Origin of the sequence: Desulfovibrio subterraneus, assembly GCF_013340285.1 — a bacterium.
GTDB classification, from domain to species: Bacteria; Desulfobacterota; Desulfovibrionia; order Desulfovibrionales; family Desulfovibrionaceae; genus Halodesulfovibrio; species Halodesulfovibrio subterraneus.
In genome coordinates this window covers 168,852-190,254 of the sequence record NZ_BLVO01000013.1, presented here as the reverse complement: position 1 = coordinate 190,254, position 21,403 = coordinate 168,852, and the positions used below count along the sequence as shown (strand labels likewise).

Annotated in this window: 16 protein-coding genes and 1 riboswitch; of the genes, 8 read left to right on the top strand and 8 right to left on the bottom strand. The window is 51.8% G+C overall.

Annotated features, from left to right (window positions below; translation table 11 throughout):
* Positions 1–10 precede the first annotated feature (10 nt).
* From HUV30_RS07750 to HUV30_RS07735, 4 genes are read right to left on the bottom strand one after another with little or no spacing between them, the layout of a single operon-like run.
* A complete protein-coding gene (locus HUV30_RS07750; RefSeq protein ID WP_174404870.1) occupies positions 11–1,507 on the bottom strand; it encodes an XrtA system polysaccharide chain length determinant in 1,497 nt (498 codons plus the stop codon).
* Positions 1,508–1,523: 16 nt separating this feature from the next.
* The gene (locus HUV30_RS07745; RefSeq protein ID WP_174404869.1) at positions 1,524–2,333 is read right to left on the bottom strand and encodes a polysaccharide biosynthesis/export family protein; all 810 of its coding nucleotides are present in this window, start codon (positions 2,331–2,333) and stop codon (positions 1,524–1,526) included.
* A 1-nt stretch (position 2,334) separates the two neighbouring features.
* Entirely contained in the window at positions 2,335–3,690 is a 1,356-nt protein-coding gene (locus HUV30_RS07740; RefSeq protein ID WP_243452111.1) for a TIGR03013 family XrtA/PEP-CTERM system glycosyltransferase, read from the bottom strand.
* Positions 3,691–3,721: 31 nt separating this feature from the next.
* Positions 3,722–6,502, bottom strand: a complete 2,781-nt coding sequence (locus HUV30_RS07735; protein ID WP_174404868.1) for a tetratricopeptide repeat protein — start codon at positions 6,500–6,502, stop codon at positions 3,722–3,724.
* Between the two features lie 501 nt (positions 6,503–7,003).
* Here HUV30_RS07735 and HUV30_RS07730 point away from each other — a divergent pair.
* The 6 genes from HUV30_RS07730 (at position 7,004) to HUV30_RS07705 (ending at position 13,400) form a co-directional block, all read left to right on the top strand.
* Positions 7,004–8,134 carry an ABC transporter permease gene (locus tag HUV30_RS07730; protein WP_174404867.1) on the top strand — a complete coding sequence of 377 codons (1,131 nt, stop codon included), beginning with the start codon at positions 7,004–7,006 and terminating at the stop codon, positions 8,132–8,134.
* A 2-nt stretch (positions 8,135–8,136) separates the two neighbouring features.
* On the top strand, positions 8,137–8,886 hold the full coding sequence (locus HUV30_RS07725) for an ABC transporter ATP-binding protein (protein WP_174404866.1): 750 nt from the start codon (positions 8,137–8,139) through the stop codon (positions 8,884–8,886).
* Positions 8,883–9,932: an HlyD family secretion protein gene (locus HUV30_RS07720; protein WP_174404865.1), complete on the top strand. Its 1,050-nt coding sequence runs from the start codon at positions 8,883–8,885 to the stop codon at positions 9,930–9,932. The genes HUV30_RS07725 and HUV30_RS07720 overlap by 4 nt, the downstream gene beginning before the upstream one ends.
* 24 nt (positions 9,933–9,956) lie before the next feature.
* Entirely contained in the window at positions 9,957–10,646 is a 690-nt protein-coding gene (locus HUV30_RS07715; protein WP_174404864.1) for a CAAX prenyl protease-related protein, read from the top strand.
* A 317-nt stretch (positions 10,647–10,963) separates the two neighbouring features.
* The gene (locus HUV30_RS07710; RefSeq protein WP_174404863.1) at positions 10,964–11,917 is read left to right on the top strand and encodes a PEP-CTERM sorting domain-containing protein; all 954 of its coding nucleotides are present in this window, start codon (positions 10,964–10,966) and stop codon (positions 11,915–11,917) included.
* A 214-nt stretch (positions 11,918–12,131) separates the two neighbouring features.
* Positions 12,132–13,400: a glycosyltransferase gene (locus HUV30_RS07705; protein WP_174404862.1), complete on the top strand. Its 1,269-nt coding sequence runs from the start codon at positions 12,132–12,134 to the stop codon at positions 13,398–13,400.
* Positions 13,401–13,451: 51 nt separating this feature from the next.
* On the opposite strand, the gene HUV30_RS07700 is transcribed toward HUV30_RS07705, so the two are convergent.
* A complete protein-coding gene (locus tag HUV30_RS07700; protein WP_243452110.1) occupies positions 13,452–14,975 on the bottom strand; it encodes a sigma-54-dependent transcriptional regulator in 1,524 nt (507 codons plus the stop codon).
* Between the two features lie 24 nt (positions 14,976–14,999).
* Positions 15,000–15,077: riboswitch (cyclic di-GMP riboswitch) on the bottom strand.
* Positions 15,078–15,518: 441 nt separating this feature from the next.
* On the opposite strand from HUV30_RS07700, the gene HUV30_RS07695 reads away from it, so the two are divergent.
* Both HUV30_RS07695 and HUV30_RS07690 read left to right on the top strand, forming a co-directional pair.
* Positions 15,519–16,079 carry a PilZ domain-containing protein gene (locus HUV30_RS07695; RefSeq protein WP_174404861.1) on the top strand — a complete coding sequence of 187 codons (561 nt, stop codon included), beginning with the start codon at positions 15,519–15,521 and terminating at the stop codon, positions 16,077–16,079.
* Positions 16,080–16,176: 97 nt separating this feature from the next.
* A complete protein-coding gene (locus HUV30_RS07690; RefSeq protein ID WP_174404860.1) occupies positions 16,177–17,250 on the top strand; it encodes a glycosyltransferase family 4 protein in 1,074 nt (357 codons plus the stop codon).
* Positions 17,251–17,324: 74 nt separating this feature from the next.
* Here HUV30_RS07690 and HUV30_RS07685 read toward each other — a convergent pair whose 3' ends face one another.
* The 3 genes from HUV30_RS07685 to HUV30_RS07675 form a co-directional block, all read right to left on the bottom strand.
* Positions 17,325–18,683: a phosphohexomutase domain-containing protein gene (locus tag HUV30_RS07685; RefSeq protein ID WP_174404859.1), complete on the bottom strand. Its 1,359-nt coding sequence runs from the start codon at positions 18,681–18,683 to the stop codon at positions 17,325–17,327.
* Entirely contained in the window at positions 18,683–20,119 is a 1,437-nt protein-coding gene (locus HUV30_RS07680; protein WP_174404858.1) for a mannose-1-phosphate guanylyltransferase/mannose-6-phosphate isomerase, read from the bottom strand. Before HUV30_RS07680 ends, HUV30_RS07685 begins: the two co-directional genes overlap by 1 nt.
* 281 nt (positions 20,120–20,400) lie before the next feature.
* Complete coding sequence (locus tag HUV30_RS07675) at positions 20,401–21,108, bottom strand: UTRA domain-containing protein (RefSeq protein ID WP_174404857.1); 708 nt, start codon at positions 21,106–21,108, stop codon at positions 20,401–20,403.
* Positions 21,109–21,403: the final 295 nt, after the last annotated feature.

The window sequence follows — 21,403 nt, the reverse complement described above, 5'->3', positions numbered from 1 at the left end:
ACCCCCTCCGCTAGACAATGCTCGAAACAGCTTGAACAAGCGTGTTTAACGCATCTTCAATGTATGAAAGCCTGCGCGCCTCAATAGTCACCATTCCCAGAAACAGGAGGGTAAATACACCAAGGGTGGCGAGCATGCGCCAGTGCCCTCTAAATAAGCCTGTGTCGTTCTGAAGACTGTCTATGTCAGGGACCACTACCATGATAGGGATGCCAAAACGCTCCAACTCATGATAGGCTTTGACTCTTCCGTCAAAGAAGTCGAGCAGCAACACCAGTCCCAATCCGCCACCGATACCCAGAAAGAACCCGGCGAGAAGTATCAGCACCCTGTTGGGACTGACAGGATGCGCCGGCAAGGTTGCCGGATCGATCACCCTGAAGCTCACAGCCTTGTCTTGAAGCTCCATCTGTTTGGAAACTTCCGACTGACCATAGCGCGCCACAAGTTGCTCGTAGATAATGCTTTCCTTCTTCTTCTTGCGCTCCAACTCCTGTAATTCCGAGCGCATGGCAGGAATACGCCTGAGCTGGTCGGTGCTATCTTCTATCTGTTCCTCACGCTCGTGTTCCATCTGCGCAATGGCTTCCAGCTCAACCTTGGCTTCCTGATATTCCGACGTGCCATATACTGCCCGTTTCTCACTTTCGCCGCTTCGCGATATTTCATGCTTAACCGCTGAAATCTCTTCCTGAACACGGCGCACATTGGGATGATTCTCAGTGTAGCTCACCAGCAGGGAAGCCCGAGCCGTTTCAAGATCTTCAAGACGCTTCCTGAGCGGTGTATTCCGCAACAGCAGACTACGTTTAGCCATCAGTTCGTTCTTGCGAATACGCAATCCCTGCAGCTTGGCCTCCGCCATTTCTATTTCTTGGCGGAGAATCTGCTCGTTAGTATTGAGAGCCTTGCCATTTCGGGAAAGATAGTCGTCAATATCAACCTGCGCCTGCTCTATACGCTTGCGGAACAGCTCAATCTGATCAGCCAGAAAACGCGTTGCCTCAAAGGCTTCTTCACGCTTGGAGGTCGTACTTTCCTCAATATAGCGCCGGATCAACGTATTTACGAAGTCTCGTGCTCGGGCCGGATTCTCATCTTCATATGAAATGAAGAAAAGCCCCTTGCTTTCATTGAGAGATATATCCACCTTATTCCGCACTATATCAATCAGTGCGTCCACGGCAGGCTCGGAACTGGCGTCCAGATCCATATCCAGTTCACGGATGACAGCAAGGAGCATGGCTCTGCTTAGCATGGTCACCTTGAGCACCTTGATCTTCGCAGACATGGATGGCGTAATGGCAATGCCTCGAACCAGATCATTGATAACACTTTGCTCTATATACACCGTACCTTTGGCCTCATAGCGTTTGGGCAGCGAATAACTGAGAATGGCCGCACCCAAGACAGAGACAAAAAGGATCACCGAAATAAGAACAATCCTGTCCATGAACAGCTTAGCGATGCGCTTAGCTACCAGCCGACTGTGGTCAAGCCCCTGCATTGCGATTCACCAACTCCTAGAACAGACCTTCACGAACAATTACATAATCACCAGCAACCAGACCCACGTTCTGTTCAAGGTCACCGCGTTTTATCAGATCTTCACCTTTAACCTTGATGGTAGACACTTTGCCTCCCACCTTGCGGACAATTACAGTATCATTCTCATCAGCATATTTCCCAAAACCGCCTGCCTGCAAAATCACCTCAAGGATGGTTGCGCCCTCATAGAAGGGAATTGCCTGAGGAGCCTGTACCGCTCCAAGAACAAATACAAAACGGTCTTCGCGATAGGGAATGAATACTCTGTCGCCAGGCTCCAGCACTATGTCGCCGGAAGTGTCACCACGCAGGAAAAGCTGCTCGAAACCTTCCACAATCTTCTTGTCCTTGCGCATAACATAAGCATTCTTCAAGTCTGCTGTGTTGCCTGGAGCAATGGATGAAAGAAGCTGGAGCAGGGTTGTACGACCATCAAGTGGTACCACTTTGGGCTCCACCCCCTGACCGTGAACCACTACGGAATTATTACGGAATGTAAGAACCGTCACTGTGACTATGGGGTTGCGGACCAATGCCTTGAGCTTATCCACAAGCACTTTCTGCAATTCGGAGGGGGTCTTTTCAGCCGCATTCACTTCCCCCACACCGGGCATGGTAATCACACCATCGGGCCGGATGGCTGCCTGCACGGTAAGATCAGGCTCTCCCCACACATTGATTGCAAGTGAATCGCCCGAGCCAAGTCTATACTCGCCCGCATAGGCCGAAGCAGTAATCACCGCCATTGCCACAATGAACATGATGGTAACAAAGGCATTTTTCATATTATCTCGCCCCCTTTCGGAATACCACGACGCCAATCGTCAACAATATCACCCACACATCGAACAACAAACTGTAATTCTTGATATAATATAGATCGTATCGCAGTTTCTCAACGGCATCCTGTAACGATGCACCATAGGGATACCTAACCTGCGCCCAACCCGTGACACCGGGCTTCATGTAATGGCGTTCGGAATAGAACGGTATTTCCTGCTTGAGATCCTTTACGAACTCCGGACGTTCCGGTCGCGGACCGACCAGACTCATCTCGCCCCGTAGCACATTGATAAGCTGCGGCAATTCATCAAGACGGGATTTGCGCAAAAAAGCACCCAGCTTGGTAATGCGCGGATCGTCCTTGCTGGCCCACACCGCGCCCGTGCCGACTTCCGCATCCTGTCGCATGGAACGGAGTTTGAAGATCGTGAACAACCTGTCACCCTCGCCCACACGAACCTGCCGGAAGAAGATAGGACCCGATGAGTCAAGTTTAATGAGTAGCGCAACAAGGGGAAACAGCGGCAGGCAAACCACAAGACCGAACAAAGCCCCGCCGATATCCAGCAAACGCTTAAAGAACCTGAGCATCGTGGAAATTCTGAATCCCGAAGAGAAAATGAACCAGCTTGGCGTGATATTTTCTATGAACAGCTTTTTGTTCATGCTTTCATAGAATGTAACCGCATCAATCACCTCAATACCACTCATTCGGCACTGAAGAATTTCATCTACGGGAAAAGCACCACGTCGTTCCGAAAAGGAAACGATAACCTTGTTGATACGCTCCCTGCGAAGATACTCATGCAATTGCTTGCCATTAGTAATGGCATATAATCCGTTCTGGTCGCAGGTAAGATCTGAACAATCGACCACCTTCTTCAAGCGAAAACGGCCATTGCTCCTCAGCACCAAATCTTCGGCCTGACTCAGCTGGGCGCCGTTACCGATGACGAGCACCATAGGAGCGAGAAAAGGCAGATACAGCCAATACTGACTCAACACCTCCACTCCGCAGCGGAACAAACCGAAACAGCAGAGTACCACAAGCATCTGATGGGCATTACGCCCGAACATTCCAACCGTCTGATTCAGCATCAGCAAAATGCTTGTTGCTATCAGCATAAGCAAGCCAGTGGAGAAAAAGATATCGTACTCCTTCTCGGAGTTCTTCCTTTTGGACACAAAGGCGTTGGCAAGCACGGAGGCGAAGAGCACCACCCCACAGAACACTGAGAATTCCGTAACCAGCCGGGCGTGATCAGCATCCGTTCCAAGCGCATTCAACATCGGTATTCCGCCGATTAACGCTCCAGCTACAAGCCACAAGCCGTCCCACATTATCAACGAGATAGCCATATAAGCCCCCCCTTCTCCCCATATAGGGCTGTTAGCTTTTTTCTAACGATCCCATTAACGCCCGAGCCTTGTCCGCTTCTGGAAAACTCCCCATTTCAAGAGCGGATTTGAGTTCTTTCTTAGCCTCAGCGCGTTTTCCGGCACCAACAAGAGCACGTCCAAGCTGGTATCTTAAAGACGGGCGATCCGGCATGAGAACAACTGCACGCTGGAAAACCCGGACTGCGTCCGCAGCTCTCTCGTTCCCGAGCAACACTACGCCCAGCGTATCCAGAACGGCAGGGTTGGCGGGATCTTTCAAATAGGCCGCATAGGCGATTCTGAGAGCCTGTTCTTTATTTGTGTTGGAGTCGATATAGATCATGGCAAGGTTATTCAGAACGGTAATGTCCGCCCCTCCATCCTGCACCAGACCTTCATAAATCTGCATAGCCTCCTTACGGTTACCTTTCAGCAAATACAGGTTACCCAAGGCGCTCTTCGCGGGCGCGTAGTTCTCATATTGCTTGATGCAGGCAGTAAGATAGGCTTCCGCTTTTTCCAGATTCTGCTGGCGGGCACTCATGGACGCCTGCTCAAGGAGCAGTTCCGGGGACGGAGAGGATCTATAGGCGACTTCAATCGCATCAAAGGCTTCTTTGCTCTTACCCTGTTTTTCCAGGGCACGGCTGGCATAAATGGTGCCCAACTGCGTTTCAGCAGGTGCAGTAGCAAATGTTTCAATCTCACGGGCAACATCAAAGGCTTTGCCATACTGCTTCGTCTGGTTGTAAATTCTATACTTTCCGGTTCGGGCGAGCATGGGCATGGTTCCGATAACTGAATCATAGATCTGTAGCGCTTCATCCGGGCGTTTGTTATTCATAAGAATGCTGGCCCGCAGATTAATGAGCGGTTCGGAACCGACGCCGCCCCCCCCAGAGGCCAGAGTCGCCAGTGCCTCGTCCGTACGCCCCTTGCGCAAATAGCGCACAGCGATCAATTCAAGTACCGCTGGGTGTTGGGATACAGACCGCGCCCGAAGCAGGCGGGCATCAGCATCAGCCTCGCGTCCGAGGACATCCAAAATAGCGGCAGAAGCAATCAGACCTCTGACAGACTCCGGAGTTACTTCCAAAAGAGCATCAAGTTCTGCTAACGCCTTCTCCTGACTACCTTCTGCAAGAAGAAGGTTAGCCTTGCCAAGATAGGAGGGCTCAAAGACCGGATCAGCTTTGATCGCTGCGTCATAATGAGCAATAGCATCTGCCTTTTTCCCTTCGGCAACGTCCAGTGCTGCAAGCTGGTTGTGGACCTGAGCATCACCCGTACTACCGGAGCCCAAGCCCCCAGTCAGAACCTTGCGCGCTTCAGCAATGTTCCCGCGTTGGGAATGAAAATTTGCCAATGCCGTCCGGGCAAGCAAGTTATCAGGTGCTCCTTCCACAGCAGACTCTAAAGATGTCTGCACTTCTTTTGTTTCGCCCTTTGCCTTATGAATTGCGCCCTTGCGCAGATGGGCAAGAACCATACCTGGTTCCTTGGCAATGGCAGCATCAAAGGCTTGTTCTGCCTTATCCAGCTCACCTTTGGCCATCAGGCTGTTACCAAGCATGAAGTTGGCCCAGACATTCTCGGGATTGATCTCTACCATTTTCTCGGCAACCAGTGCGGCCTCCTCGGTACGGCCCTGCTTCAACAATATCGTCGCAATCATGCGGCGAGAAGCCTCATCGTTGGGCCATCGATCAACTAGAACCTGAAAATGACTTAGAGCTGTTTCAAGATCGCCCTTTGCTTCAGCCGCAACGCCGAGCTTAAAATAGGCATCGTAAGTAGGCTTTAAGGACACGCTCTTCTGAAACTGATTCAAAGCAGTGGTATAGTCTGCCGCTCTGAATGCGAGAACGCCTTCAAGCATTCTCGTATAATAATCTTCAGCCGCATCCTTTTTCATGGAAGCCAGCATTACCTGAGCCCCGGTCACATCACCATCACGCAACATCATAACTGCAAGCCAGTAACGGCTGTAGGTATCCGAAGGTCTTACCCTCAACACATTGTGTAATGCCTTTTTCTGGGACTCAGCACTGCCAGACTTCATCTCAAGATCAACTGCCAGGCGGAGTGCCGAAAAATCATCAGGCGTATCCACAACCAGGGTAGCAAGTTCGGAACGCGCGTCGTCATACATCTGCTGGAAAAAATAGTAGCGAGCAAGCGCAAGGCGCGCAGAGTGGCGTTTGGGTTCAAGCTCGAGAGAACGCTTGAATGCGGCGATTGCAGCAGGCTTATCGCGCTGAATGGCTTTGGCAAGGCCGAGCAATTCTTCGCTCTCGGCATTCATCATAGATAGACTTTCTAGACGCGCCAGAGGCTTCAGCGCCTCTTCTCCCTTATTCCATGCTGCATACAAACGAGCCATAGCAATCAGCAGAGCAGGATCATCCTGCTTCTGATGAAAGGCCTTTTGTAATTCCTTTTCAGCCGGCTCCGGTTTCCCGCTGTACATATAGGCAATGCCCAGCTTCACACGGGCATCGTAGAAACCAGGATCCTGCTCAAGAGCACTTTTGAACAGAACAATAGCCCCCCCGGGATTACCATCCTTTAGCAGCTGCTCCCCTTCCTTAAAAAAATCACTGCTATTATCTCCGGCACAACCAGAGCCGGACATAATCAAAAGAAACAAAAGACAAAGGATATTACGGCAGAAAGCCATGGTTCCCCCCATAATGATAGTGATTAATTGCTCAACATGATTCTTACGGTCGACTTCGCCCCATACAAAGTCATACCCACCATGTTCAGCCTGCTTAGTCGCAATAGCCACATTGCCAAAGGCATGCCAAAAAATCCGACACATTCATTGAAGTGGTGGATAAGCCGGAATCGTTGCCCTTTTTTATTTACATCCGAAACCATACTGTCATGGTTTCTTACACTACAACCACCCAACACCTGCTATTTGTCCACATTTTCCAGACTGGTAAAAACAGCCTTTTTCTAAAAAATGAAAGAATAGTCGACAGTTTCATATTTGATTCTCATATGTTAATCTGAATATTGGAATCTTCTACGCTGGCATAGTCGGCTTTCATTTCACAGTTTTCATGCGGCTTGTTTTATGCAGTACCTATGAACAATCTGATACATCCCCTACTTAATCTGTCTGATATTTCCGGATAACATTGAGACACCCCACAGCAACCATCCGTACTAACCACCAAACTTAACAGAATAAAAGCACCAACAATAGCCAACGACCACACGCGGCACAATCGTCTGAAATAGTCATACAACGCAAATAAATAGCAACACAGTCGGAACTGGCATGATTTCCACAATAGCATGGCAAAACCTCTTCCACGATAAGATAAGACTGTCTGTCACCTTGATAGGCATCGTGTTTGCTGTTGTTCTCATCACCGTGCAGGTAGGACTATTTCTTGGATTCGTGGACACCATCTCCGGCGTCATCAGACACAGTGGGGCCGATGTATGGGTTGCCTCCAAAGGGGTGAAAAATTTCGACATCGCCATGCCCATGAACGAGGGAAAACTGTATGAAGTCCGATCCGTCTCTGGTGTTGCCAAGGCCAGCCCAATGGTTGTCCATTTTTCCTTATGGAAGAAAAAAGGGGGCGGGCAAGAATCCATAGAGGTAGTCGGATTTGACATGGCGACGGGACTTGGGGGCCCGTGGAACCTGACACAGGGCAAAACAGAAATGCTTGATGCCGCCGATACGGTTTTTCTGGACCAGCTGTATCTTGATCGTCTCGGAGTGGAGAGCCTTGGTCAGGAAGTGGAAATTGAAGGAAAGCGGGCGCGCGTGATCGGCCTGACCTCCGGTATCCGCTCGTTCACAACATCTCCCTACGTCTTCACTGCTTTTAAGAATGCTCCCAAGTACAGTGCTGTCAAACCGGAGCAGCTGACCTACGTTCTGGTAAAAGCAGAAAGTGGCATCCCCCCCGAAACTCTACGGGACAGAATACGACGACAGGTGCCACACGTGGACGTGTTTACATCCGCAGAGTTCGCCCAAAAAACAGAGCATTATTGGATGTTCAGCACCGGTGCAGGCGTATCTCTTCTGCTGGCCGCCCTGCTAGGCTTTATTGTCGGCATGGTGGTCGTTGCGCAGACGCTGTATGCCACAACGCTGGATCACATGGCGGAATTTGCCACGCTCAAAGCCATGGGCGCTCCTAACAGCTTCATATATAAGATACTCATCCTGCAGGCCATTATCAGCGCCTCTCTGGGCTATGGGTGCGGCATGATCATCTGTATGTATATCGTCAAACTCAACACTGGCGGAGATGCAGCCATTCTACTGCCACAAAACGTCGCCCTCGGCATGCTCGGTTTGACCATCATCATGTGTGTGACCGCATCGTTCATTTCCATTCGCAAGGTCACGACCATTGATCCTGCAATTGTTTTCAAGGGGCGCTAACCATGCAGCAGGTTCTCGTCGCAGACAATATAAGCAAGAGCTTCACAACCGGCACCACTGTGCACCATGCACTTAAGAACGTCTGTCTCTCCGTGAACAAGGGAGAAATCGTCATGCTCATGGGCCCCTCGGGAAGCGGAAAAACCACTCTGCTCTCCATCATGGGTGGCATCCTGAGCCCCAGTTCAGGAGAAATATCCATTGCAGGACAGTCCATGACCGGAGTTTCCTCCACTAAGAAAGGCCAGTTGCGCTTGCAGCATATTGGTTTCATCTTTCAGGAGTACAACCTGTTCCCGAGCCTTTCCGCCTTGCAGAATGTGCAGGTCGCACTCGCACTGCGAGGTGAGAGCGGCAAAAGGGCACGAGATGAAGCAGCCACACATTTACAAAGTGTAGGGCTCGGAGACAAACTGGACAACCATCCGTCCAAGCTCAGCGGCGGACAAAAGCAGCGTCTGGCTATTGCCAGGGCGCTTGCGGGCAACCCAACTCTCATGCTGGCTGATGAACCTACGGCCGCACTGGATTCCGAAAATGGAACCATCATTATGAATTTGCTGAAAAAACTTGCCCGAGAACACAATCGTGCGGTTGTCATTGTAACGCATGACAATCGCATCATAGATTTTGCTGACAGGATATTACGCATCGAAGACGGACACCTCATCGGCCCCAGCGACAGCACCATGAATCCGTTAGCCCGCCCCTCGCAGGGAGCGCGTAGTCCGTCCGGAGGAGATAAAGCATGAAAGTCTTACTCATCATTTTTATATCCTTTTTGGCAGCGGGGGCCGGATATGTATATCTGGATAAACATATGGCTGCCCAATCCGAAGTGGTTTTACCGGTTACTCCTGCGGCGCAACATATTGCTGAGGCCGGAAATAAGTTCATTGTCGCCTCCGGCATTGTTGAACCGGTTTCCGAAGAGCTGGAACTCTCATTTGAACAGAGCGGCCTGATTGAAGAAGTGCTTGTAGCGGAGGGCGCAGCCGTTCAATCGGGACAGTTGCTGGCCAGCCTCCGTCAGGACTCTTACATCGCCAAAGTTGAGATAGCCCGGGCTGAAGTCAATATTGCCGAAGCCGAATATCGCAAGCTGGCTTCAGGAGGGCGTCCACAGGAAAGAGATGAAGCCTGGGCTGCGGCCAGGCAAGCGAAAATGGTCATGGAACAAAATCTGCGAGAAGCCAAAAGCAGAGATGCTCTGCTCAAGAAGAATCATATCGCCGCTGAAGAGACAGACAGAGCCTGGAAGGAATATTATGTAGCCAAAGAAGCACATAAGGAAGCGCTACTACGATTTGAACTTGCAGACCGTCCATTCCGGTCTGAAGACATTAATAAAGCGGCATTCTCGGTCAATGCCAGCCAGGCAAGGCTCCATGAAGCCGAAGCGGAACTGGCCAAAACCAGATTAACCGCTCCAATTTCCGGAACAGTTCTACGCCTCATCCGCAAAGGCGGTGAGGCAGTTTCCGTTCTTTTCGACAGTCCGGTATTGGCACTGGGAGACATAAGCGTCCTGAACATCAGGACAGAGGTCGATGAAAAGGATATCGGGCATCTGAGCCTTGGCCAACCGGCCTATGCCACAGCCACTGCTTTCGGAGAGCAGCGCTTTCCCGGCCGTATCACCCGCATCAGCCAGATTATGGGCAGAAAAAAAATCAGTTCCGGAGATCCTGCCGAAACTATGGATAGAAAGGTTCTGGAAGTCATCATTACGCTTGACGCCCCCGGACCGCTGGTAAGCGGTCTCCGCACAGACGTATTCATCTCTACCAAGAAATAATCAGTACCGGAGAGCTCGAACCCAATGCAATTTCCAGCCTATCTTCCGCGTGTTGCCCCCTTTGCCATATACATGCTCTTTGTGGCCATAAACGAGATTCTGGTCCTGCTTCCCGGCACGTCATCGTTGTTGTCTCCGGAAAACCAGACTCTCCTTTATCCTGTAAAGATATGCTTCACCGCTGTTTCCATGATATTTTTCTACAGATATTACAGTGAAATACAGTGGAAAGATCTTTGGCGACTGAGCTCATCGGTCCTGAGCATTTTCATCGGCATAATGGTTTTCGGGGCCTGGATTTATCTGACACAGCCATGGGCAGTTATGAACATGCCCCAGGGCACCTTCACACCTCAGGCTGCAGCTGATGGACTCCCCAGAATGGCTCTTATAGCTGTGCGCCTTACCGGAGCTGCACTGGTTGTGCCTATCATTGAAGAACTATTCTGGCGCTCCTTTCTCATCCGGTATCTGCAAAAAACAGATTTTACCTCTCTGCCCGTGGGTAGCATATCGCCACTGGCTTTCTTCGGGACTGCGATTATTTTTGCGCTGGAACACCAATCCGTTGCAGCAGGTTTTCTTGCCGGTCTCGCATACAACTTCATTTACTGGCGCACAGGCAGCATTGCCCAGTGCATACTCTCTCACGCCGTGACCAACCTGCTGTTGGGGCTCTATGTCATCTGGTATGAACGCTGGTGGTTCTGGTAACATAACAACCTTATATTCATACTAAAAACCACAAGAAACGCCAAAGCGACCTGCTTGATAAACCATTGAGCGGGCCGCTTTTGTTATTAAGATCTTGCTCAAGTTCACCCCCGTGTAAGTTCTATCGATAACTGTCGGACAACCTGTCACATATGTAAGCAAGCAAACCATCTCACACGTAGATAAAGACGACATAAAAATAATAAAATAGGCACACTATGCACATGGCACACCTCATGCATTAAACGAATACAATCGTGTCAGAATTTACTAGGGGGCGTTTTTCCCCTCCAGAAAATCTTAAGGAAGGTTGAAAAATGAAAAAGCTTATCGCTACACTTGCAGTTGCGTTAATGGTCATCGCTGGGAGCGTGTCAGCCCATGCGTCAATTTTCTTTGACCCAACCGGAACCGGTTCTATGGACGGCGCGTTTGAAATCTCTGGATTAGACTGGAATGTTGGCGCGGGCGTTGCGGTAGACTCGGTCATTCCCGCTGACGGATCAACCTGGACCCACAATTCATATGTATACATGCAGTCGTTGCTGTCCGTTTTCAATCTTGCTGGCGGAGGAGTACAGGCTGTAAACGGGTATGAAGTTACCGCTATTGCAGGCTTCGAGGAAGTTGGGACCTACACTGCTAATGAAGTTAACTTTGCCCTGAAGAACCCCGACAACAGCTATTTCCAGGCATTCTGGGATGCGGATTCAGACGCTAATGTAAACACCGGGTACAATGACGGGACCAAGATTCTGGATGGGATATTCACTGATGTACAGAAGTCCGACTTTGAATTAACCGGAAATCTGGTTGATTTTGACAGCAGCGGAGCAGACACCATGCCCGGTTACGGTGCCATGGAAGGTAGCGGCAACACTATTGCAACCATTACGCTCAACTATCTTAACCCCTTCTTCTTCCTGCTTGATCAGGCCACCCAGGATGCTCTTGATGCTGGCAGCCTGTACTTCACCCTCACTTTCAAGGCCGGTCAGTCTCTTCCCTTTGAAGAAGCCCTGCCCCCCACCGAGTCCATTGACACAAAGGATGGTAACGTTATTGAAATCGACTACGAAGGACTGGCGGGTTTTGGTGATTACGACCATATAGTCGGAGCACCCAATGGAGACGGATCTCCTGGCGACTTCGTCTTCCAGATTGATGGATCCAGCAAGTTTGGCACCGTACCGGAACCCGCAACCATCCTGCTGAGCGGTCTTGGCCTGCTGGTACTCGGCTTCTTCTGCCGCAAGAACCAGGTAGCCTAACTCCTCTTCTGGTGACAAATAATGAAGGCGCAGACCGCATGGTCTGCGCCTCTTTTTCATTCTCCAGCCAGCCACGCCCCTGCACAAGGGGAGCACCAAATGCCCCTTGCGACATAATGAGCTGACAACATAAACTATACTTGCAAAATGAAAACTATCCCGACACAACCATACAACCACTTTCCCCAAACAGCATAAACCCCAGGAGGCAGCCATGCGCATTCTCTGCATCCCCTACTCTCACACCTATTCACATTTGAGCAGGGTTCTTGAGGTAGGCAAGGAACTCAGGCAACGGGGACACCTTGTAGAGTTTGCAGGAGAGAGCCCAAAGATGCGCATTCTGGAACAGGAAGGGTTCGCAATCCACCCACTGTTCGAGCCAGATCCGAAGCAACTTTTTGATAATATCCGCGACGGTAAATTACGCTTCGTTGATGATACAACGCTGGACAGAATGATTGATGAAGACGTGGAACTCTTCAAATCTGTCCGCCCGGATGTAGTGCTCACGGACGGACGCTTCTCTGCAAGAATATCAACCCACATAGCCCGCATCGCCCATGCCGCCATAGTCAATGTCTCATCCACGGCATATAGGGCTAATCCCTATATGCCGTTGTTTCCATCAATCCAGGCCAGCTGCGGCCACAACTCGCCACTATGCGCCATGGAATCCAAAGGCTGGAGCAGATGGTTGGATGCCCTGAACCTCTGGCTGGAGATGACCATCTTCAATACGGCCGTGCCTGTCTTTTCGAAACGCTCAAAGCAATATGGCCTGCCTAGGACCGCCACCGCTACAAACTGTCTTGCAGGCGGCAACTTGACGCTTCTGGCTGATACACCCGAGTATTTCCCGACGCGGCGGCTTCCGCCCGACTATCACTATGTGGGCCCTATTGTATGGAACGGCAACTCCCCCGCACCCGACTGGTGGCAAGAGATGAAAGCGCAAAAGGACGCTCGCCCCCTCATCTTTGTCAGCATGGGGTCCACAGCCATTCCTGCTCTTTTTGAGACAGTGTTCAGCATGCTGGACACCCATGGCATGCGCGGAGTAATTGCAACTGGCGGTCAGACGGATGGCCTTCCGCAAGATCATCCGGATATAAAAGTCACCCCGTTCATTGACGGCAATCACGTGCTTGAAACAAGCGCTACGGTCATCTGCCATGGCGGAAACGGCACCATCTATCAAGCGCTGGGGAAAGGCGTCCCTGTTATCGGCATTCCCACCATTCCCGACCAACAGTTCAACATGCGCCGTGTCGAATCTCTGGGAGTCGGGCTGACAATCACTCCAAAGCAATTTGAGAAGTCCACCGCAACATTGCATACTGCCGTTCAGACGATACTTTCTACCCCTCGCTTTGCTGACAACGCCCATTCCATGCAGCACATCATTGCAGGATACAATGCCCCCCTGCTTTGCGCAGAACGCATTGAACAGCTGGCTGCATCTTTTAAGAACGGACAATAAATAAGCCCCGCTTAAGCGGGGCTTATTTATTGTAATAGCAGCAAAGAAGGATTATTTCTTGAGCGAAATACCGTGTTTATTCAGCAACTCATATAATCTTGCGCGCGACATACCAGATATTTTGCAAAGCATGACAACTTCAAAACCAAATCGTTCAATGAGTCTGTTCAGATAATCCTGCTCCATCTGATCAACCACCTGCCGCCGCACATCCTTTATTGTTGGAAATTCATCCCCTTGAAAGACTACCGTAAGCGGCACATCCACTTCCTCCACCCTGGTGCAGGAACCATCTCCTCCAGCCATGGAGTGCTTCATGAGAAAAGCCCGCACTTCCCTCGGCAGGTGGTGCACATACAGCGTACCTACATCAAAGGAATTACTCACCGCTGTATGCATAATGTTAATCACGTCACGCACGTTGCCCGGAAAATCGTAGGCTTCCATCGCTGCAATGAAATCCTTTGATATCTTCTTTTTGGGCATCTTGAGCTGATCGCAAATATAATCCGCAAAGTACCTGACCAGAGAGGCTATATCCTCCCTGCGCTCCCTTAGAGGTGGCACCTCAAGTACATTGGTACGCAGACGGTAATAAAGGTCTCTGCGAAACTCGCCCTTCTCCACCATTTCCGTAAGATTCTTGTTGGTGGCTGCCACCACACGAAAATCACTTTGCACTTCCTTAAGTGATTTCAAAGGCCTGAATGAACGTTCCTGCAGTACGCGCAGCAACGATTTCTGAATAGAAAGATCCAGGTCTCCTATCTCATCCAGAAAAATTGTTCCGCCATCCGCTTGCTTGAACAGGCCATCGCTTGCCTCTTTAGCATCGGTAAAAGCTCCTTTGGCGTGGCCAAGCAGAATACTCTCGGCAAGGGTCGTAGGCAGATTGGTACAGTCCACAACAATAAAGGCGTTATCACGCCGGTCACTGTTCTTGTGGATAGCCTTGGCCAGCAGTTCCTTACCTGTCCCCGTTTCTCCTATAAGAAGCACATTACCGATAGAACGGGAAACGATGGCAAGCCGCTGAAGCACTTGTTCAAACCGGGGACTATTTCCAAGAATATCTCCACGCTCAAATTCGGCTTTAAGCTCATATTCACGGCGCGCAGCCCGGTGTGTTAAACAACGAGTAACAGTCTCTTCCAGCTTCGCAAACGTAATAGGCTTTACGAGATAATCCCAAGCACCGGCGCGTATAGCGGATTCAGCATTATCACTATTGCCGTTAGCGGTGATGACTACAACATCCGGAGTTCCCGGAGAAAGCGACAACTCCCCTATATGTTCAAGGGAATTACCTTCCGGTAAATTGACATCCATGAAGATAATATCGCTCGGGTTCTCCCAGAGTCTCTGCATACCTTCACTAATGGAATTGGAGGTTTCGCAAGGATAGCCCATCCGCTTGATCATGGATGAAAAAGCTACGCAAAAATCCTTACGATCATCTATGATGTGAATTTTTTCCATCTTAGTCCACGACTTGCTTGATTTGCCTTTGGCATATCCATTCAGGACATACCCCCCGCTAGTGCAAAAAAGACTGTCGCGACCAGATTCGCTCATGAAGTTAGGAGCGTCTGGCGCCCCTCTGGCAGTCCGGCCATCTCCCCCAGAGATCCGTTGACTTTCCGTCCCAACCTCACAATTGGTTTGGCCTTTCAGAGAACACAGGATTGTCAGATCCTATGACAATATCAAACCAATATGCCAGAGAACAATTGGGTTGTGAATTAAAAACTATATAAATCCGGCATAAGAGCATTACCAGCTGTTAAATAGAACATTGAGTTTCGAACCATCCCCATAGCTTTACTGCAATAATCTGGAAAAAGAAGACTTACACTTGATTTGTCCATATTTCTCAGAAAAAGTAAGCGCATGCAAACCTTACAGTTTTATAGCTGCCTCCTGAAAACTACCTGTCTTTGAGGTGCAACCGATTCATTGATTTGACAAGCCAGCCTGTTCAAACATAAACACAAGAACAATACATGCAACAATTTTGAATAATTACACATTAATACACAAGCTAAAAACAGTCATGGCACAGTTCTTTCATATATTTATCAAACACATTATTCCTTGTTCTTTCACAACGGAGTTCGTGTGAAAACCATAAACTATACATACAAAATCAGTAACGAAATAGGCAGACGCCTGGAATGCGCTGCCGAGGAAATGGGGATTGCCTCGCAGGAACTGCTGGATGGCATTGTCGACCAATTCCTCTATTACCGTGAACTGTCCAAAACGCATGGATCAGATCAAAGAGCTTTCAACCGCATGCATCTTTCGCTCCCGGCCATGATTTATATGAAGGATACAAACGGCACCCATGGAAAATATCAGGCTGCGACTATCAGAGATATTTCTCATATAGGATTAGGCCTATCCTGCAAGGATACCGCTTTTGGCGGAACTCTCAGAAATAGCAACTCAGACACACTGGACTTTGAGGTATTTTTCTCCATTGGCGAAGACAGATTACCGCTCCGGTTCAACTGCAAAGCCAAACGTATCGACGCCCTTGGCGACGAACTGCACGTCGGGGCCATATTTGAAATGACAGATCTGGACAGCAAAGAGAGGCTTCGCTCCCTGCTCGAAAAAGGCGGACCGGTAGAAGCAATGCTGCTTAACACACCTGAACAGAACGACCAGCCTTAGCCAGCTCTCAGGGCTACTCACACTGATCCACCACACAGTATTGCTCATGCTATCATCCTCATCATCCGGACTCCACGTTGCGCACACCATTCTTGCCATGCGGCTTGGCGGTGCAGAAAAACTTGTCCATGACCTCGCGGTTGAACACGCGCGACGCGGCGCACGCGCATCCATAGTCTGCTTTGATGGCGAGAATTATGACACCTCCACACTGGATGCACACGCCATAAGCATCCACCACATCCCGCGGCGCCCCATATTTTTCGACTGGAAGGTGCTACATGGCCTTTGTCGCTTTGTGAAAGAGAACGCAGTACAGTTACTCCACGCCCATGACCTCTCCAGCATGGCTTACGCCTCTGCAGCAGGAACCCTGTGCCGCATCCCGGTCATCATGACCGAACACAGTAGACATTACCTGGATGTACGAGCCCGAAGGCGCTGGGAAAAACGTTTTTTTGCTTACGGATTGGACGCCCTTGTTGAGGTGTCTCCGCAACTGATGGAAGCCTCTGCCGTAAAAGACGGCGTTTCACGCAGTAAAATACAAACCATCCTGAACGGAGTGGACATAGCCACCCTGCAACAGGCTGACGGAAGCGGCTTCAGAAAAGAGATTGCGGCTTCAGAAAACCATTTTCTCATCGGCTCGGTGGGCAGACTTGAGCACATCAAAGGACCAGACATTCTGCTGGATGCCTTTGCCGCAATGGCGGTTAGTGCGCACGAAGCGAGGCTTGTATATACGGGCTCTGGCAGCATGGAACCTCACTTACGCGAAAGAGCCGCAGCATTGGGTTTAAGTAATCGGGTTATACTCGCCGGTGCCCGAAGCGATATTCCAGAAATACTTGCCGCACTGGACTGTTTTGTCATGCCCTCCCGCTCCGAGGGGCTGCCCTTTGCCCTACTGGAAGCCATGGCAGCAGGAAAACCCGTCATTTCGACCAGTGTGGGTCATATTCCGGACATATTGAAGCATGGTCAGAATGGCTGCCTGGTGCAACCAGAATCCCCCGATGAACTTTCGAAAACACTACTCTCTGTTATCAAGGACAACACCCTGCGGAACACTATTGCGAAACAGGCCCCTGAAATCGTTCAACGCCAATATGCCCAGTCTGTCATGTTCAATGAGTACGAAGCGCTATACGACTCTTTGTGCAGGTAACCTGCCCTATCAAAACAAAAAAGGCCGCTGTCCTCTGGGACAGCGGCCTTTCGCTGTGAAAATCATTGGTGCGCTTACTGCACTGAATCCACTATATCCAGCAGGGTACGCGTTATCTCTTCCATGAGTGCCTGATCACCGCGCGATTCCACGTTCAGCCTGAGCACCGGTTCAGTATTCGAGCTGCGCAGGTTGAAGCGCCAATCTGCAAACTCAAGGCTTATGCCGTCGGTTTCGTCCACACGCAGGGCCTGCGCTTCAAACGCATCACGCACCGCCCGTATGCAGGCTGCGGCATCGCGCACCCTGCGGTTGATCTCGCCGCTGGCAGGATACGCTCGCATGGCCTGCGCCACGTGCTCGGAAAGGGATTTGCCCGTAGTGCAGACAAGCTGGGCCACCATGAGCCACGGAATCATGCCGGAATCACAGTAGGCAAAGTCGCGGAAGTAATGATGGGCGCTCATTTCGCCGCCGTACACCGCGTCTTCGAGACGCATGCGTTCCTTGATGAAAGCATGACCGGTCTTGGACTGCACGGCAATACCGCCGGAACGTTCCACCACATCCACCGTGTTCCACGTCAGACGCGGATCGTGGATGATCTTGGCTCCCTGTTCCTTCGCGAGAAATGCCTGCGCAAGCAGGCCGACCAGATAGTAGCCTTCGATAAAGTTGCCCTGCTCGTCAAAAAAGAAGCAACGATCGAAATCGCCGTCCCACGCGAGCCCCATATCCGCACCGTGCTCGCGGACCGCAGCCGCCGTGACAGCGCGGTTCTCCGGCAGCAGAGGGTTGGGAACACCATTGGGGAAGTTGCCGTCCGGCTCGAAGTGCACCTTGATGAAGGTGAAGGGCAGGTGCTTTTCCAGCAGGGAGATGATCTTGCCCGCGCCGCCGTTGCCGGGATCGACCACTATCTTGAGCGGTCTGAGCGTTTCCGGCGCAATGTAGCCCAGCAGATGCTCCACATAACGACCGGAATTGTCGTGATAGGACACCGTGCCCGTTGTGGCAGCCGGAGCAAATTCGTTACGGGCCGCCATGCGTCCAATCTCGTCAAGACCGGTGTCGCCGCTGATGGGGCGCGCCCCTTCGCGGACAAACTTCATCCCATTATAATCCTTGGGATTGTGACTTGCGGTCACCATGATGCCGCCATCGACGTTCATATCAAACGCCGCGTGGTACACCTCTTCGGTTCCGCACTGGCCGATATGATAGACATCCGCCCCGCCCTCGGTCAGGCCCCTGATAAGGGCATCCGCCATGGAAGGGCTGGAAAGCCTGATATCGTGCCCCACCGCAACTCTGGCGGGCTGCAGAAAGGCGGCATACGCCCTGCCTATGCGGTAGGCGATGTCCTCGTTCAGTTCGTCGGGCACACGGCCACGCACGTCATACGCCTTGAAGCACGAAAGGCTGTCGGCCATTACTTCTCTCCCCCGCTCCCTGTATCGGCGCTGCGGCCGTACACATCGTCCAGACGCACTATGTCGTCCTCACCGAGATAGCTCCCGGTCTGCACTTCAATAAGTTCCAGATTCACCTTACCCGGATTTTCCAGCCGGTGCACGGTACCCAGCGAAATATACGTGGACTGGTCCTCGCCAAGCAGCACCTGCTCTTCCCCTCTGGTAACAATGGCGGTGCCCTTGACCACTACCCAGTGCTCTGCGCGGTGAAAATGCTTCTGCAAAGAAAGAATCTGGCCGGGATACACCGTGATGCGCTTCACCTGATACCGTTCGCCAAGGTCAATGCCCTCGTAGTTGCCCCACGGGCGGAACACGCGGCAGTGGCTGATAACCTCTTCCCTGTTGTCGCGGCTCAGGGTGGCCACGATGTTCTTCACATCCTGCACCCTATCCAGCGGGGCGGCGAGCACGGCGTCCTTGGTTTCCACAAGGGCCACATTTTCAAGTCCCAGCGTGGCGATGAGCCGGTTGGTGGAATGGAGATAACAGCCCTTGGTATCTTCTGCGACCACGTCGCCGATGCACACGTTGTTGTTTTCGTCCTTGTCGCGCACTTCCTGCAGCGCAGACCACGATCCCACATCGCTCCAGCCGCAGGAAAGAGGAATGACTACTGCCTTGTCCGTTTTTTCCAGAACGGCATAGTCAATGGAGTCGGACGGGCATCCGGAAAAAGCAGACTTATCCAGCCTGATGAAATCAAGGTCATGACGGGAACCGGCACTAGCAGCCTGACACGCCGCCAGCATGGGCTGGTTGAAACGCTCCAGCTCGCTGAGAAAAACCGATGCCTTGAACATGAACATGCCGCTGTTCCACAAATATTCGCCGGAAGCGAGATACTCTTCCGCAGTCGGGCGGTCGGGCTTTTCTACAAAGCACTCAACAGGGACGGCATCGGCAGCTCCGGCAGGCCGCTTGATGTAGCCATAGCCCGTTTCCGGCTTGTCCGGCACAATGCCGAAAGTCACCAGATTGCCCTGCTCGGCGCTGGAAACACCTACGGCAACAGCGGCGAGAAATGCGTCGGTATCCTTGATGAAATGGTCTGCGGGCAGCACAAGCAGTACAGGGTCTTCGCCCTGCAGCATGGCCGTCAGTGCGGCAACGGCAACGGCGGGAGCCGTATTACGGGCTGCCGGTTCAAGGATGATGCCCGCAGGAGTGATGTCCACTTCCTGCATCTGGGCTGCGACCATGAAACGGTGCTCCTCGTTGACCACCAGAATGGGTGCGGAAATGTCCGCCTGCTTTGCCGTGCGCAGCGCGGTGGCCTGCAGCAGAGATGTCTTTCCGCCCAGCATGGGCATAAGCTGCTTGGGGAACAGCTTGCGGGAAAGCGGCCACAGTCTGGTACCGGAACCTCCGGACAGGATTACGGGGATCAGCACGAAACGTCTCCTTGGTCATCGACACCCCCACCCATGTACCGGACGGTGCCGAAACGGCTACGGCAGCAGACACAGCAGTCGCCGCCATGTTTCATTTCAGAAAGATACTACCGGGCCGGAACGAACTCTTCCCGCCGGGACAGGCAACACTTCGGAATAATACATGCAAATATATTGCCGTTCAATCCCTTTGCGGAACAAACCTGCCCTTCACCCGACAGAAACAGAAAGAAAATGGGCGCACGCCCGAGGCGGGAGTGCATCTGGCACAAACGAGCCCGCTATTCCGCATCCACGCGCAGCTCAATGGCGTCGTAACGCCAGTATTCCTGCTCTAACGACAGCACGGCTCCATCCTCATCCGTCTTCACACGGCGCACATACAACCCGGGCGTGCCGTGGGAAAGGCCGAGCATGTCCGTCACCTGCTTGTGCAGCAGCACGGGACGGATGAGCAGGCGGCGCTGCAGAAGGGAGATGCCGTATTCTTCCTGCACCACCTGCGTGAGTGCGCGCGAAACGGTCTTGGGAACAATGTCCTTCAGTCGTCCCGCATGCAGGTGAGAGACAACATAGGCTACCTTCTGGTTGTCGAGATAGAACTCGTTTTCCATCTCATAGACCATGGCTCCCTGCACAAAGCCGCCGTCTTCCGGCATGTCGGGCGTGATTTCGACCACTCCGTTGTCCGTTGTGGTCCAGCGGGCCTCAAATCCCTGTGTCGCCGCCAGCCGGGCAAAGTTCACGTGCCGCGCGGGGTTGTACACCAGCCTTCTGGTGCTCACATACCACCCCCTGCGTTCGAGCCTGAAAATCCGGCCTTCCCGCTGGAGCAGCTGCAGGGCATGGCGCACGGTATTGCGGTTGAGATCCAGCTCATTGCACAGGGTACGCTCCGAAGGCAGCTGGCTGCCCGGAGCCAGCGCACCGGACTGGATGAGTTGCAACACGTGTTCCCTGACTATCTGATAATACCGGAATACCGCCATGAGCCCGTCCGAAAGTTGATATATTGCAGGCAGAAAAACGAGCCTGCTCCTGCGCGGGCCCGAAGGGGTTTATGTACGCACCTTCATACAAATTGACAAACACTCTTTCATCTGGGTTAATCCAGTTGCGCAACATGTGCCATCAGTGTATTCACGAAGAAACCACGCCTGCGGGCCGGACCAGTTGCCGGATGCGACCTGCGGGCGGGTATCGTAAGATGCGGCCCATGCTGTTAGAACCGGCGCAAACCTGCATCCGTGCAGGAATCGAATCTCCCGCGATTGCGCCGCGCAG

Excerpts from the sequence above, each read along its gene's own strand:
- HUV30_RS07730 (WP_174404867.1), top strand. The coding sequence starts at position 7,004 with ATGATTTCCACAATAGCATGGCAAAACCTCTTCCACGATAAGATAAGA.
- HUV30_RS07745 (WP_174404869.1), bottom strand. The coding sequence starts at position 2,333 with ATGAAAAATGCCTTTGTTACCATCATGTTCATTGTGGCAATGGCGGTG.
- HUV30_RS07750 (WP_174404870.1), bottom strand. The coding sequence starts at position 1,507 with ATGCAGGGGCTTGACCACAGTCGGCTGGTAGCTAAGCGCATCGCTAAG.
- HUV30_RS07690 (WP_174404860.1), top strand. The coding sequence starts at position 16,177 with ATGCGGCTTGGCGGTGCAGAAAAACTTGTCCATGACCTCGCGGTTGAA.
- HUV30_RS07715 (WP_174404864.1), top strand. The coding sequence starts at position 9,957 with ATGCAATTTCCAGCCTATCTTCCGCGTGTTGCCCCCTTTGCCATATAC.
- HUV30_RS07725 (WP_174404866.1), top strand. The coding sequence starts at position 8,137 with ATGCAGCAGGTTCTCGTCGCAGACAATATAAGCAAGAGCTTCACAACC.
- HUV30_RS07720 (WP_174404865.1), top strand. The coding sequence starts at position 8,883 with ATGAAAGTCTTACTCATCATTTTTATATCCTTTTTGGCAGCGGGGGCC.
- HUV30_RS07685 (WP_174404859.1), bottom strand. The coding sequence starts at position 18,683 with ATGGCCGACAGCCTTTCGTGCTTCAAGGCGTATGACGTGCGTGGCCGT.
- HUV30_RS07675 (WP_174404857.1), bottom strand. The coding sequence starts at position 21,108 with ATGGCGGTATTCCGGTATTATCAGATAGTCAGGGAACACGTGTTGCAA.
- HUV30_RS07740 (WP_243452111.1), bottom strand. The coding sequence starts at position 3,690 with ATGGCTATCTCGTTGATAATGTGGGACGGCTTGTGGCTTGTAGCTGGA.
- HUV30_RS07700 (WP_243452110.1), bottom strand. The coding sequence starts at position 14,975 with ATGAGCGAATCTGGTCGCGACAGTCTTTTTTGCACTAGCGGGGGGTAT.
- HUV30_RS07710 (WP_174404863.1), top strand. The coding sequence starts at position 10,964 with ATGAAAAAGCTTATCGCTACACTTGCAGTTGCGTTAATGGTCATCGCT.
- HUV30_RS07705 (WP_174404862.1), top strand. The coding sequence starts at position 12,132 with ATGCGCATTCTCTGCATCCCCTACTCTCACACCTATTCACATTTGAGC.